This is a genomic window from Micromonospora sp. AP08 (genome assembly GCF_008085935.1).
Taxonomy (GTDB): Bacteria; Actinomycetota; Actinomycetes; order Mycobacteriales; family Micromonosporaceae; genus Micromonospora; species Micromonospora chersina.
The window spans coordinates 103,406-117,157 of record NZ_VSEZ01000005.1 but is presented as its reverse complement, the minus strand read 5'-3'; the positions used below and the strand labels follow the sequence as shown (position 1 = coordinate 117,157).

Sequence of the window (13,752 nt, the reverse complement as noted above, 5' to 3'; positions counted from 1 at the left end):
CGGGCCCGACGAACCGCCTCCGGGGTCAGCGGGCGCGCAGGGCGAGCAGGGCGACGTCGTCCTCCCGCCGGTGGGCGGCGGCGAGCAGCCGGTCGCAGAGGGCCGGTAGGGGGAGCGACGCGCCGTCGGCGAGCTGCTCGACCAGCGCGGCCTGCCCCTCGTCGATCGGCCGGTCCCGGCGCTCGATCAGCCCGTCGGTGTGCAGCAGCAGGGTGTCGCCCGGGGCGAGGGCCAGCTCCCGGCGGATGCGCCGGGGCGGCCGGGCCAGGCCGAGCAGTGGCCCCCGAACCTCGTCCAGCGCGCGTACCGGCCCTTCGGGGGGAACCAGCAGCGGCGGGGGGTGGCCGGCGTTGCACCACGAGACCAGGAGCCCGGGCGCGGCGGGGCGGACCCGGGCCAGCACGGCGGAGGCCACGGTCGGCACGGGCAGCCCCTGGATGGCCCGGTCGAGGTGGGTCATGAGCTCGTCGACCGGGTCGTCCCGCCCGTACGCGTCGCCGCGCACCAGGTTGCGCAGCTGGCCCATGGTCGCCGCCGCCTCGATGTCGTGCCCGGCCACGTCACCGATCGCGGCGACCAGCTCGCCGTCGGGCTGGACGAAGGCGTCGTACCAGTCGCCGCCCACCTCGACCCGGTCGGCCGCCGGCAGGTAGCGGGCGGCCAGCTCGACGCCGGGCACCACGGGCAGGGTGGGCAGCATGCTGTGCTGCAGCACCTCGGCGACGTGCCGCTGCTCGCCGTAGAGCCGGCTGTTGCCCACGGCCTGGCCGGCGCGGCGGCCGATGTCCAGCGCGGTCCGCAGGTCGCTCTCGTCGAACCCGCGCCGGGACGCGCCGTTGACCAGCGTGACGGCGCCGACGACGCGCACGCCGGCGGCGGTGATCGGCACGGTGAGGTGCGAGCCGAAGCCCAGCCGCTCGGCGAGCGGCGCCAGCTCCGGGTGGGTGGTGCCCTGCTCGACGTCGGCCGGCGCGGCCGCTTCGCGCATGACCGGCCGCCCGGTCCGCAGCACCGACCGGATGATCGAGCCCGGGCCGAGGCCGGTGGTCAGCAGCCGGGTGAAGCGGTCCAGGTCGGCCGCCCGGTCCGGGTCCCGGTGCAGCCCCGAGACGGTCCGCGGCCGGCCCGCCGGGTCGACCAGGGTGATCAGGCACCAGTCGGCGAGCAGCGGGACCATGGCCTGCCCGAGCCGGTCCACCGCCGTGGCCATGTCGAGCGTGCCGCCCAGCAGCTCGCTCATCCCGGCCAGCATGGCGAGCCGGTCGTGCGCCTCCTCGGCGCGGCGGCGGGCCTGCTCGGCCCCCTCCACGGCGATCCGCAGCCGCAGCTCCGAGGAGCAGGCGGCGGCCAGGTCGGCGAGGGTGCGCAGCTGCTCGGCCGTCCAGGCCCGGGGCTTGCTGTCGATGGCGCAGAGCGAGCCGAGCACCCGGCCGTCGAGGTCGGTCAGCGGCATCCCCGCGTACGCGACCACCCCGAGGTCCTCGATGGCCAGGTTGCGGCGTACGCGGGGGTAGAGGCGGGCGTCGGGCAGCACCATCGGCACCTCGACGTCGACCACGTGCTGGCAGAACGAGTGGCTCAGCGGGGTCTCCCGCCGCCCGGCCCACGGCTCGGGCAGCCCGGTGGCCCCGGGGAAGAACTGGCGGTCGGCGGTGACCAGCGAGACCAGCGCGACCGGCACGTCGAGCAGGTCGCCGACCAGCCGCGCGAACCGGTCGAACGCCTCGTCGGGCGCCGAGCCGAGCCGGGTCTCGGCGAGGGAACGCAGCCGCTCGGGGTCGGCCAGCGCCGGGATCGGCACGACCGCACGCCCGACGCCGTCCTCGCTCATGACCACCCGTCTTCGACATGCGGAGCGCCCGTCGGCGTTCCGCCCTCGGTTATACCTCGCGCGGCCGACCGCCAACCCTGGCGAGCGGCGGTCGTCACGGCCCGGCCGCCCGCGCCGCCGGGTACGACTATCGTCGGCGGTCGTGAAGGTATGGATCCCCCACCCGGCCGGCCGGAGCCTCCTCGGCGAGCTGCCCGCGGGCGTCACCGTGGAACTGCTGACGGACCCGGCCCGGTTGCCGTCGTCCCCCTCCGGCGTGCGGTTCTGGGTGCCGCCCTTTCTGGCCGGCGCGGACGCCGGCACGCTCCTCGCCGAGCTGCCGGACCTCGCGGTGGTGCAGCTCCTCTCCGCCGGGGCGGACGCCTGGGTGGGGCGGGTTCCCGACGGGGTGACGCTCTGCGACGCCCGGGGCGTGCACGACTCGGCCACCGCCGAGTGGGTGGTCGCCGCGATCCTGTCCGCGCTGCGCGGCTTCGGCCCGCTGGCGCGCGCCCAGGCCCGCCGCGAGTGGGCGTACGACGAGGTGGCCCCGACCGACGAGCTGGCCGGCAAGCGGGTGCTGATCGTCGGCGCCGGCTCGATCGGCGCGGCCGTCCGGGCCCGGCTGGCCCCGTTCGAGGTGAGCTTCACCCTGGTCGCCCGGACGCCGCGCCCGGCCGAGGACGTGCACGGGGTGGACGAGCTGCCCGCCCTGCTGCCCGACGCCGACGTGGTGGTGCTGCTGGTGCCGTTGACCGAGCAGACCCGGGGGCTGGTCGACGAGAAGTTCCTCGCCGCGATGCGGGACGGCGCGCTGCTGGTCAACGCCGCCCGGGGCCCGGTGGCCCGGACCTCGGCGCTGGTCGCCGAGCTGGAATCGGGGCGGCTGCGGGCCGCGCTGGACGTGACCGATCCGGAGCCGCTGCCCGCCGACCATCCCCTCTGGGACCTGCCGAACGTCCTGCTCACCCCGCACGTCGCCGGTTCGGTCCGCGGCCTGCTGCCGCGGGCGTACCGGCTGGTGGGGGAGCAGGTGCGCCGGTTCGCGGCCGGGGAGCCGCTGGTGAACCGGGTGGTGGACGGCTACTGACGGCTCAGCCGGCGGACTCCGGCAGCTCCTGCCCGGTGGCGGAGACCAGCCGGGGCAGGTCGGCGGCGCGTACCGCGGGGAGCACCAGCGTCTCGCCGTCGTCGAGCCGGGCGACCGCCCGGCCGCGCGCGTCGGCGGTGAGTTCGGCGACCCGCGTCCAGGGCACCCGTCGCTGCCCCACGAGGGCCCGCAGCCGCAGCTCGCGGGCGTCGGCGTCGGTGCCGGCCCGCCACGCCCAGACGCCGAGCGCGAGCGGGATCAGCAGCACCCAGAGCAGCCACCAGCGCGCGGTGGCCAGCGGCAGCGCGCCGATGAACGCGACGATCGCGGCCACCAGGATCGCCTGGTTGTAGCGGAAACGGACGGTGTCGGCGCGGCTCACCCCACGATGATCCCATCCGGGACCGGCCGCGATCCGGGCGGGCGGCGAGGCGTGGGCCGGCATCTGGGTGTGACGGGCGTCACGTGCTGTGTCGCGTAACCCTGGGCGTCCGGGATCGTTTATGGGCGTGGCCGCGCCGGTCCCCGTCCGGCGCCGGTCGTGCCCGAGCCCCGACCTGCCCTGCCCGCTGACCCCGCACGTCGTACCGCAACCGCACCGCCCCGTGCCCCCTCACGAAGGCGACCGCCGTGCCCGTCACCCACCCCGCCGGCCCCCGCAGCCGGCCACCGCTGCCCGACCTCGCCGTGTCGCTCGCCGGCGCGCTGTTCGTCCTGGCCGGCGCCGCCGGCCTCGTTCCCGGCCCGGCCGCCGTGGCGCTCGCCGTCGCCGGTGGCTGCGCGCTGGCCTGCGTCCGCCTCGCCTGGCTGGCCGGCGCCCCGCCCGCGCCGCCCGACCCGCCCACCTCGCCCGAGCCGTCCGCACCCGGCACCACGCCCACCGGCCGGCGGGCCCGCCGGGTGGCGCTGTCCCGCCGGGTGGCCGGGATCCTCGACGTCGCCGTGCTGGCCGCCGGGCTCACCGTCGCGGTGCTGCCGCTGAGCGAGCCCGCGCACCGGCTGCCGGTCGCGCTGGCCGGCCTGGCGGTGACCGCCCCGCTGTACGCCGTGGCCCTGGTCCGGCTGCCCGGCCGCTCCCGGCTGTCCACCCGCGAGCGGCTGCGCCGCGGCGTGGACGTGGCCGGCCTCGGCGTCAGCCTGGTCTTCGCCGGCTGGGTGCTGCTGCCGCCCGGCCCCGTGCCCCCGGCCGCGCGAGCCGCCAGCGTCGGCGGCGCCGTGGCGCTGGCCGCGCTGCTGGTCGCCGCGCTCGCCGAGCGGCGTCGGCGGCCGGGCGCGGCCCGCTGCCACGCCGGCGCGGCGGCCACGCTGGGCGGGCTGGCCCTGCTCGTGGTGCTGCTCGCCTACGCCGCCCCGGACCGGGCCGTGCTGGCCGTCGCGCCGCCGCTGCTGGCCGGCGCGCTGTTCACCGCGGCCGGCGCCCGGCGTACGGCGGCCGGGGAGCGCCCCCGCGCCGGTGCGACCCCGGCCGCCTGGCCCGGGCTCACCGCGCCGGCCGGCATCGCGGCGCTGGCCGCCGGTCAGCACCTGTGGACGGTGGGGGAGTTCACCGCCCCGGCGATCGCCCTGGGGCTGTCCGTCATCCCGCCCATGGTGGTCCGGGAGGTGCTCGCCGCCGCCGACCAGCGGCGGCGGGCCGAGCGGCTGGCCGCCAGCGAGGCGCGGCTGCGGCACCTGGTCGGCGACGACGGCCCGCCCGCCGGCGCCGCGCCGGTCGACCGGGCCGGGCTGGTCCGCGCCCTCGACCGGCGCGCCGGCGGCGCGCTGCTCGTGGTCGACCTGCACGGCGCCGACGAGACGGCCGTGCTGGACGCGCCGGTGCTGGCCGAGGTCGCCCGCCGGCTCCGGGCCGGCGCCGGACCGCACGACGTGGTGGCCCGGCTCACCGACACCGAGTTCGCCGTGCTCACCGACGTGGGCCCGGTGCTCGCGTACGCGCTGGGCACCCGGCTGCTGGTCGCGCTCGCCGAGCCGTGCCCGCGGCCCGGCGGGGCGAGCCGGATCCGGGCCAGCGTGGGGCTCGCCGAGACCACCGGCGGTGAGCCGGAGGACGTGCTGCGCCAGGCCGACCTGGCCCGGCGGCGCGCCGTGCAGCTCGGCCGGGACCGGGTCGAGTGGTACGACGCCTACCTGGAGGAGCAGCTGGTCCGCCGGCTGGACCTGGAGCGGGAGCTGCCGGGCGCGGTGGCCCGGGGCGAGCTGGACCTGATCTACCAGCCGGTGCTGGCGCTGGCCGACCGGCTGCCGGTGGGCACGGAGGCGCTGCTGCGCTGGCGCAGCCCCGCTCTGGGCACGGTGCTGCCGGATGAGCTGCTGCCCGTCGCGGCCGACCTCGACCTGCTCGGCGAGCTCGGGCGGTGGGTGCTGGACCGGGCCTGCCGGCAGCTCGCGGACTGGTCGGAGGGGGGTCGCGTGCTGTGGATGGCGGTCAACGTCACGCCCCGGGAGCTGGCCGCGCCCGACTTCGTGGCCCGCACCGCGACCGCGCTGGCCGCGTACGACGTGCCGCCGGAGCGCCTGGTCGTGGAGGTGGCCGAGCCGGCGGTGGCCGCCGAGCTGTCCACCGTGGTGGCCCGGCTCGCCGGCCTCCGCTCGCTCGGCGTCCGCACCGCGCTGGACGACTTCCGCGCCGAGCACGCCTCGCTGGCCCAGCTCCGCAGGCTGCCGATCGACCTGCTCAAGGTAGGCCCGCATCTGGTCGGGCCGGGCGCCGACGGGCAGCGCCCGCTGATCGACGTGGTGGCCAACCTCGGTGACCGGCTCGGCCTGGAGGTGGTGGTCGAGGGGCTGGAGTCCGACGCCCAGGTGGCCGGGGCGCGCCGGGCCGGCTGCCACTACGGGCAGGGCTTCGCGCTGGCCCGCCCGGCCCCCGCCGAGCGGGTGGAGGCGTGGTTCGAGGAGTTCCCCTCGACGCCGCGCTGACCTGGTGGTTCAGCGGGATGGCTGAACCGGTTCACCGAGGGCGCGGGGGAGCCGTGCTGCCGCGCGGGGTGAGGTGGGCGGTCTCGTCCTGGAGGCCGGTGACCGGCTCGCCCGCGATCACGGCGAGGAGCTGCCGCGCGGCGTGCGCCCCGTACGCGGGGATGTCCCGGCCCAGCGCCGTCAGCGGCGGGTGCACGAGCTGGCAGAGCGGAGAGTCGTCCCAGGCCACGATGGACAGGTCGCCGGGCACGCTCAGCCCCATCTCCTGGGCCACCGAGAGCCCGGCGATCGCCATCACGTCGTTGTCGTAGATCACCGCGGTGGGTCGGCCGGCGGAGCTGAGCAGGCGGCGGGTGGCCCGCGCCCCCTCCTCGCCGGTGTAGTCGGACCAGACCGTGCTGGCCTCGTCCAGCCCGAGCCGGCGGCACACCTGCGTGAACGCGTCGGTGCGGATCTCGGTGTGCAGCAGCGAGGGCAGGCCGCCGACCCGGGCGATCCGCCGGTGCCCCAGCGCGACCAGGTACTCCACGGTCTCGACCAGGGCCGCCGCGTCGTCGGACCAGACGCTGGCCAGGCTGCCGGTGTGCCCGGGCCCGCCGATCACCACGGCCGGCAGTTGCAGCTCCTCCAGTGCCGGCACCCGCCGGTCGTCGGTGCGCAGGTCGCAGACGAACACGCCGTCCACCCGGCGCTCGGCCCACCAGCGGCGGTAGACCGCGATCTCCGCCTCCTGGTCGGCCACCACCTGCAGGGTCAGCGCGTACGAGCGGGCCGACAGCTCGGCCTCCACGCCGCTGATCAGCTCCATGAAGAAGGGCTCGATGCCCAGTATCCGGGCGGGCCGGCACAGGGCCAGGCCGACCGCCTTGGCGGTGGCGCCGGAGAGCGCCCGGGCGGCGCTGCTCGGGCTGAACCCGATCTCGGCGGCGATCGCCAGGATCCGCTGGCGGGTCGCCTCGGACACGCCGGGCTGCCCGTTCAGGGCATACGACACCGCGCCCTTGGAGACCCCGGCCCGCCGGGCGACGTCGGCGATGGTGGGCCGCTTCACGGGCGCGCTCCTCCACTCGTCCGGCCCGCGCGGGGCCACCTTCGACAACCGGGGGTGACCGGCGGCTGTCACGCTACTGCAAGGGGGCCGCCGCGCCGTCGGTACGGCGCGACCCGGAACGGAGCCGGGGTGGCCCGGCGCTTGCGCGGTTAAGCGCACGGCCCGACCCACCCCTCTCCGCCAGCCTCTCGCTGTTATGCGGCCGTTGACAGCCCAGGATGTCCCTCGTACGGTGTGGTCACTTATCCGGTTCAGTCAACGTCTCTCGATGTCGGGAGACGTCAGATCGTCCGCGGAATCATGGAAGGCGCGGTGAAGTCGTGAGCCGTCAGACGCTGCACGAGGGTTGGGTGCTGCGGGCCGTGCCCGGCCCGCAGGTGCCACCGGAGGTCGCCGGCCGGGCGGTGCCGGCGACCGTCCCCGGAGAAGTGCACACCGACCTGCTGGCGGCCGGCCTCATCCCCGACCCGTACCTCGACGACAACGAGAACGGTCTGGGCTGGATCGGCCGGACCGACTGGGTCTACGAGACCACCTTCGACTGGCGGCCGGGCGGTGACGAGCGCGTCGACCTGGTCTGTGCCGGCCTGGACACGGTCGCCACGGTCACCCTCAACGGCACCGAGGTCGGCCGCACCGAGAACCAGCACCGCGGCTACCGCTTCGCCGCCGGCCCGCTGCTGCGACCGGGCGCCAACACGCTCACCGTGCGGTTCGACTCGCCGTACCGCTACGCCGAGGCGCACCGGGACCGGCTCGGCGACCGGCCGAACGCGTACCCGGAGCCGTTCCACTTCATCCGCAAGACCGCCTGCAACTTCGGGTGGGACTGGGGGCCGACCGTCGTCACGGCCGGCATCTGGCAGGAGATCGGGCTGCACGCCTGGTCCACCGCCCGGCTCGCGACCGTCCGGCCGCTGGTCACGGTCGAGGACGGCGCCGGCCGGGTGGACCTGCACATCGAGGTCGAGCGGGCGGGCGACGACCCACTCACCGTGCGCGCCACCGTCGCGGGCGTCGCCGTCGAGATCGCCGTCCCGGCGGGGGAGCGCCACGCCGTGGCGACCCTCGCCGTCCGCGACCCGGCGCTCTGGTGGCCCGTCGGGTACGGCGACCAGCCCCTGCACGACCTCGACGTGACCCTCTCCGCCGCGGACGGCCGGACGCTGGACGGCTGGTCCCGCCGGATCGGCTTCCGCTCGGTGCGCCTGGACACCGCCCCCGACGCGCACGGCTCCGCGTTCACCCTGCACGTCAACGGGGTGCCGGTCTTCGTCAGGGGCGTCAACTGGATCCCCGACGACGCCTTCCCGAACCGGGTCACCCGGGCCCGCCTCGCGGAGCGTTTCGCGCAGGCGGTCGGCGCGAACGTCAACCTGCTGCGGGTCTGGGGCGGCGGCCGCTACGAGTCGGAGGACTTCTACGAGCTGGCCGACGAGCTCGGGCTGTTGGTGCAGCAGGACTTCCTCTTCGCCTGCGCCGCGTACCCGGAGGAGGAGCCGTTCCGCGCCGAGGTCGAGGCGGAGGCGCGGGAGCAGGTCACCCGGCTCGCGAGCCACCCCTCGCTGGTGCTCTGGACCGGCAACAACGAGAACATCTGGGGCTGGCACGACTGGGACTGGCAGGAGCCCCTGGCCGGCCGCACCTGGGGACGCGGCTACTACCTGGAGCTGCTGCCCGCGATCGTGGCCGAGCTGGACCCGACCCGGCCGTACTGGCCGGGCAGCCCCTGGTCCGGCAGGGAGGACGTGCACCCGAACGACCCGGCGCACGGCACCACGCACATCTGGGACGTGTGGAACACCGACGACTACACGAAGTACCGGGAGTACGTGCCCCGCTTCGTCGCCGAGTTCGGCTACCAGGCGCCGCCGGCGTACGCGACCCTGCGCCGGGCGCTGTCCGACGAGCCGCTCGCCCACGACTCGCCCGGCATGGCGCACCACCAGAAGGCGGCCGACGGGGACCGCAAGCTCCAGCGCGGCCTCGACGCCCACCTGCCGGCGCCCGCCGACTTCGACGACTGGCACTACCTCACCCAGCTCAACCAGGCCCGGGCCATCCAGCTCGGCGTTGAGCACTTCCGCTCGTACCGGCCGGTCTGCATGGGCACCATCGTCTGGCAGCTCAACGACTGCTGGCCGGTCACCTCGTGGGCGGCCGTCGACGGGGACGGCCGGCGCAAACCCCTGTGGTACGCGCTGCGCCGGGCCTACGCGGCCCGGCTGCTCACCGTGCAGCCGCGCGACGGCGGGCTGGCGCTGGTGGCGGTGAACGAGAGCGGCGAGGCGTGGCGCGCGCCGGCCACGGTCACCCGGCTGACCCTCACCGGGGAGCCGAGGGCGAAGACCTCGGTGGAGCTCGACGTCCCCGCGTACTCCTCGGTGGTGCTGGCGCTGCCGGCGGAGCTGGCGCGGCCGGACGAGGCGCGGCGGGAGCTGCTGGTCGCGGAGGCCGGCGAGACCGCGGAGCGGGCGCTGTGGTTCTTCGCCACGGACCGGGAGGTCGAGTGGCCGGCCGCGGAGCTGTCCGCGACGGTCGAGCCGGCGGGCGGCGGCCAGCGGGTGCGCGTGACCGCCCGGACGGTGCTGCGCGACCTGACCCTCTTCCCGGACCGGCTCGACCCGGCCGCGCAGGTCGACCGGGCGCTGGTCACCCTGCTGCCGGGGGAGTCGGCCACCTTCACGGTGCACGCCGGCGCCCCGCTCGACCCGGCGGCGCTCACCCGCCGCCCCGTGCTGCGCTGCGTCAACGACCTCACCCGATAGCCGCTTGGATCCTGGCGGGTTGCCGGTCGTGGCAAACGGCAACTCGCCAAGATCCCGGCACCGAATTGAAGATTTTCGCAAGTGCTAAAGTCTTCAGGGTTCCCGGGGAGGAGTCGACATGTCGGTGCCGCTGTACCAGGCCAAGGCGGAGCTGTTCCGCACCCTCGGGCACCCGGTCCGGATCCGGGTGCTCGAACTGCTCCAGGACGGGCCCAAGCCGGTCCGCGACCTGCTCACCGCCATCGACGTCGAGCCGTCCAACCTCTCCCAGCAGCTCGCCGTCCTGCGCCGGGCCGGCATGGTCACCTCGCACCGGGACGGCCCGCTGGTCGTCTACTCGCTCAGCACCCCGGACGTGGCCGACCTGCTCGCCGCCGGCCGGCGGATCCTCGGCGCGGTCCTCACCGACCGCGACGCCCTCCTCGACGAGCTGCGCGCCGGGGAAGGGCAGCGGTGAACGCCGCTGCCCGCTCCGCCGTCGACAGTCCGTCCCGGCCCGGCGTCCCCGGCGGCGGCCCGCGGCGGGCGGGCCGGCTGCTCCGGACCCGGCTGTCCGGGCTGCTGCCCGGCCGGTCCGACTGGGCGGCGGTACGCCGCTCGCCCCGCCGCGACCTGCTCGCCGGGCTCACCGTGGCCGTGGTGGCGCTGCCCCTCGCGCTCGCCTTCGGCGTCACCTCCGGGCTTGGCGCGCAGGCCGGGCTGGTCACCGCCGTGATCGCCGGGGCCGTCGCCGCGATCTTCGGCGGCTCCAACCTCCAGGTCTCCGGCCCCACCGGAGCCATGACCGTGGTGCTCGTGCCGGTGGTGCAGCGCTTCGGCGCCCGGGGCGTGCTGATGGTCGGCGCGCTTGCCGGCCTGATCCTGCTCGCCCTCGCCCTGGCCCGCCTCGGCCGCTACGTCCGCTACCTGCCCACCCCCGTCATCGAGGGCTTCACGGCCGGCATCGCCGTGGTCATCGCCCTGCAACAGGTGCCCGCGGCCCTCGGCGTCACCGACGCCCACGGCGAGAAGGTCTGGGCGGTGGCCGCCGACGCGGTCGTGCGGTTCGCCGCCCACCCCCGGCCGGTGGCCGTCGCCGTGGCGCTCGGGGTGGCCGCGCTCATGCTGCTCGGCGCCCGCTGGCGCCCCGGCCTGCCGTTCTCCCTGCTCGGGGTGGCCGCCGCCACGCTCCTCGCCGAACTGGCCCCGGTCGACCTGGTCCGCATCGGCGCCCTGCCGCAGGGGCTGCCCGCCCCGTCGCTGGACTTCCTCGACCCCGGCGCGATCGGCATGCTGCTGCCCAGCGCGCTCGCGGTGGCTGCGCTCGCGGCCCTGGAGAGCCTGCTCTCGGCCACCGTGGCGGACGGGATGACCGTCGGCGAACGGCACGACCCGGACCGGGAACTCTTCGGGCAGGGCCTGGCCAACCTGGCCGCCCCGGTGTTCGGCGGCATCCCGGCCACGGCCGCCATCGCCCGCACCGCCGTGAACGTGCGGGCCGGCGCCTCGTCGAAGCTCGCCGCGCTCACCCACGCCGTCGCCCTCGCCGCCATCGTGCTGGCCGCCGCCCCGCTCGTCGGCCGCATCCCCCTCGCCGCGCTGGCCGGGGTGCTGCTCGCCACGACCGTGCGGATGGTCGAGGCCGGGTCGCTGCGGGCGCTGCTCCGGGCCACCCGGGCCGACGCCGTGGTGCTGGTGCTCACCTTCGCGGTCACCGTGATGTGGGACCTGGTCACCGCCGTCGCGGTCGGGCTGGCCGTGGCCGTCGTGCTCGCGCTGCGCGCGGTGGCCCGCAGCGCCCGGCTCGAACAGGTCCCCCTCGATCCCGGCGAGCACAGCGCCGAGGAGCACGCCCTGCTGGCCGAGCACATCGTGGCGTACCGGCTGGACGGGCCGCTCTTCTTCGCCGCCGCGCACACGTTCCTGCTGGAGTTGGCCGAGGTGGCCGACGTCCGCGTGGTCATCCTGCGGATGTCCCGGGTGTCCACGGTCGACGCCACCGGCGCACAGGTGCTCGGTGACGCCGTCGACCGGCTGCGCGGGCGGGGCATCGCCGTGCTGCTCTCCGGCATCACGCCGGGTCACGACCAGGTGCTCAGCACGCTGGGCGTGGCGGCCGAGCTGCGCCGGGAGGGGCTGATCTTCCCGGACACCCCGGCCGCCATCCGCCACGCCCGCGCCATCGCGCTGGCCGGCTGACCGCCAGGGGCGGTTACTCCGGGACCCGCCGGTACGCGCCGTCGCTGGCCGAGGTGGCCATCGAGGCGTACGCGCGCAGCGCCGCCGACACCGGCCGCACCCGGTCGGTCGGGGTGTACGGGCGGTCGCGCTTCTCCTCCGCCACCCGCCGCGCCTGGAGCACGTCGTCGGGCACGTCGAGCCGGATCGACCGGGCCGGGATGTCGATGACGATCTCGTCGCCCTCCCGCACCAGCGCGATGAGGCCGCCCGAGGCCGCCTCGGGCGAGACGTGCCCGATGGACAGGCCGGACGTGCCGCCGGAGAACCGGCCGTCGGTGAGCAGCGCGCACGAGCGGCCCAGCCCGCGCCCCTTGAGGAACGAGGTGGGGTAGAGCATCTCCTGCATGCCGGGGCCGCCCTTCGGGCCCTCGTAGCGGATCACCACGACGTCCCCGGCGACGACCTGCTTGGCCAGGATCGCCGCCACCGCGTCGTCCTGCGACTCGTAGACCTTGGCCGGCCCGCGGAAGGTCAGGCACTCCTCGGGCACCCCGGCGGTCTTCACCACGCAGCCGTCCGGCGCCAGGTTGCCGTGCAGGATGGCGAGCCCGCCGTCCGCGCTGTACGCGTGCTCCCGGTCGCGGACGCAGCCGCCGGCCGCGTCGGTGTCCAGGGACGACCAGCGGTTGGTGGTGGAGAACGGCTCGGTGGTGCGCACCCCGCCCGGGGCGGCGTGGAACAGCTCGACCGCCTCCGGGGTGGCGGAGCCGCCGCGGACGTCCCAGTCGGCGAGCCACTGCTGGAGCGAGGGGGAGTGCACGGCGTGCACGTCCCGGTGGAGCAGGCCGGCGCGGTCCAGTTCGCCCAGGATGGCCGGGATGCCGCCGGCCCGGTGCACGTCCTCCATGTGGTACTGCGGCGAGTTCGGCGCGACCTTCGCGAGGCAGGGCACCCGCCGGGAGATGGCGTCGATGTCGGCCACCCCGAAGTCCAGTTCCGCCTCGCGGGCGGCGGCGAGCAGGTGCAGCACCGTGTTGGTCGAGCCGCCCATGGCCACGTCGAGCGCGACGGCGTTCTCGAAGGCGGCCCGGGTGGCGATCGACCGGGGCAGCACGGACGCGTCGTCGCCGTCGTACCAGCGCCGGGCCAGCTCCACGGCGGTGCGGCCGGCCTCGACGAACAGCGACCGGCGGGCGGCGTGGGTGGCCAGCGTCGAGCCGTTGCCGGGCAGCGCCAGGCCGATCGCCTCCGTGAGGCAGTTCATCGAGTTGGCGGTGAACATGCCGGAGCAGGAGCCGCAGGTCGGGCAGGCGGAGCGCTCGATCTCACCGAGCTGGTCGTCGGTGACCGCCTCGTTCGACGACGCGATCATGGCGTCGATCAGGTCGATCTTGGAGTGGACGACGCCCTCGATCGCCACCGTCTTGCCGGCCTCCATGGGGCCGCCGGAGACGAAGACGGTCGGGATGTTGAGCCGCAGCGCGGCCAGCAGCATGCCCGGGGTGATCTTGTCGCAGTTGGAGATGCAGACCAGGACGTCCGCGCAGTGCGCGTTGACCATGTATTCCACCGCGTCGGCGATCAGCTCACGGCTGGGCAGCGAGTAGAGCATGCCGCCGTGGCCCATGGCGATGCCGTCGTCCACGGCGATGGTGTTGAACTCCCGGCCCACCCCGCCGGCCTCGGCCACCGCGTCGGCGACCAGGCCGCCGAGGTCCTTGAGGTGTACGTGGCCGGGGACGAACTGGGTGAAACTGTTCGCGATGGCGACGATCGGCTTGCCGAAGTCGTCGTCGGTCATCCCGGTGGCCCGCCACAGGGCCCGGGCGCCGGCCATCGTCCGACCGTGGGTGGAGGTCCTCGACCGCAGCTCAGGCATGCCTACCAGTCTGACACCGCCGGCCCGGCGACCCCCGGGCACGCGCGCCGTGTCCCAACAGTTGCACACCCGGTG

The 13,752-nt window shown here is 76.1% G+C and carries 9 protein-coding genes; 5 read left to right on the top strand and 4 right to left on the bottom strand.

All coding sequences use genetic code 11. The features are described 5' to 3' along the window. Positions 1-25: 25 nt before the first annotated feature. A complete protein-coding gene (locus tag FXF50_RS10740) occupies positions 26-1,831 on the bottom strand; it encodes a SpoIIE family protein phosphatase (protein WP_148427067.1) in 1,806 nt (601 codons plus the stop codon). Positions 1,832-1,973: 142 nt separating this feature from the next. Here FXF50_RS10740 and FXF50_RS10735 point away from each other — a divergent pair, with 142 nt between their 5' ends. Beyond that, on the top strand, positions 1,974-2,900 hold the full coding sequence (locus FXF50_RS10735; RefSeq protein ID WP_148427066.1) for a 2-hydroxyacid dehydrogenase: 927 nt from the start codon (positions 1,974-1,976) through the stop codon (positions 2,898-2,900). 4 nt (positions 2,901-2,904) lie between these two features. Here FXF50_RS10735 and FXF50_RS10730 read toward each other — a convergent pair whose 3' ends face one another. Continuing rightward, entirely contained in the window at positions 2,905-3,282 is a 378-nt protein-coding gene (locus tag FXF50_RS10730; RefSeq protein ID WP_187399617.1) for a PH domain-containing protein, read from the bottom strand. A 248-nt stretch (positions 3,283-3,530) separates the two neighbouring features. Here FXF50_RS10730 and FXF50_RS10725 point away from each other — a divergent pair, with 248 nt between their 5' ends. After that, entirely contained in the window at positions 3,531-5,819 is a 2,289-nt protein-coding gene (locus FXF50_RS10725) for a bifunctional diguanylate cyclase/phosphodiesterase (RefSeq protein ID WP_255509981.1), read from the top strand. 31 nt (positions 5,820-5,850) lie between these two features. Here FXF50_RS10725 and FXF50_RS10720 read toward each other — a convergent pair whose 3' ends face one another. Further along, positions 5,851-6,870 carry a LacI family DNA-binding transcriptional regulator gene (locus FXF50_RS10720; RefSeq protein ID WP_148427064.1) on the bottom strand — a complete coding sequence of 340 codons (1,020 nt, stop codon included), beginning with the start codon at positions 6,868-6,870 and terminating at the stop codon, positions 5,851-5,853. 320 nt (positions 6,871-7,190) lie between these two features. Between FXF50_RS10720 and FXF50_RS10715 the strand changes: the two genes are divergently transcribed. The 3 genes from FXF50_RS10715 to FXF50_RS10705 all read left to right on the top strand — a co-directional run bounded on the left by FXF50_RS10715 (position 7,191) and on the right by FXF50_RS10705 (position 11,816). Then, a complete protein-coding gene (locus FXF50_RS10715) occupies positions 7,191-9,638 on the top strand; it encodes a glycoside hydrolase family 2 protein (protein WP_148427063.1) in 2,448 nt (815 codons plus the stop codon). 118 nt (positions 9,639-9,756) lie between these two features. Next, the gene (locus FXF50_RS10710) at positions 9,757-10,095 is read left to right on the top strand and encodes a helix-turn-helix transcriptional regulator (RefSeq protein WP_148427062.1); all 339 of its coding nucleotides are present in this window, start codon (positions 9,757-9,759) and stop codon (positions 10,093-10,095) included. 77 nt (positions 10,096-10,172) lie between these two features. Beyond that, a complete protein-coding gene (locus FXF50_RS10705; protein ID WP_148427266.1) occupies positions 10,173-11,816 on the top strand; it encodes a SulP family inorganic anion transporter in 1,644 nt (547 codons plus the stop codon). Positions 11,817-11,829: 13 nt separating this feature from the next. On the opposite strand, the gene ilvD is transcribed toward FXF50_RS10705, so the two are convergent. Then, positions 11,830-13,677 (bottom strand): dihydroxy-acid dehydratase, encoded by a 1,848-nt coding sequence (ilvD, locus tag FXF50_RS10700; protein WP_148427061.1) that lies wholly within the window; start codon positions 13,675-13,677, stop codon positions 11,830-11,832. Between the last annotated feature and the right edge of the window lie 75 nt (positions 13,678-13,752).

Coding starts and splice junctions, on each gene's coding strand:
- ilvD (WP_148427061.1), bottom strand. CDS start 13,677: ATGCCTGAGCTGCGGTCGAGGACCTCCACCCACGGTCGGACGATGGCC.
- FXF50_RS10710 (WP_148427062.1), top strand. CDS start 9,757: ATGTCGGTGCCGCTGTACCAGGCCAAGGCGGAGCTGTTCCGCACCCTC.
- FXF50_RS10740 (WP_148427067.1), bottom strand. CDS start 1,831: ATGAGCGAGGACGGCGTCGGGCGTGCGGTCGTGCCGATCCCGGCGCTG.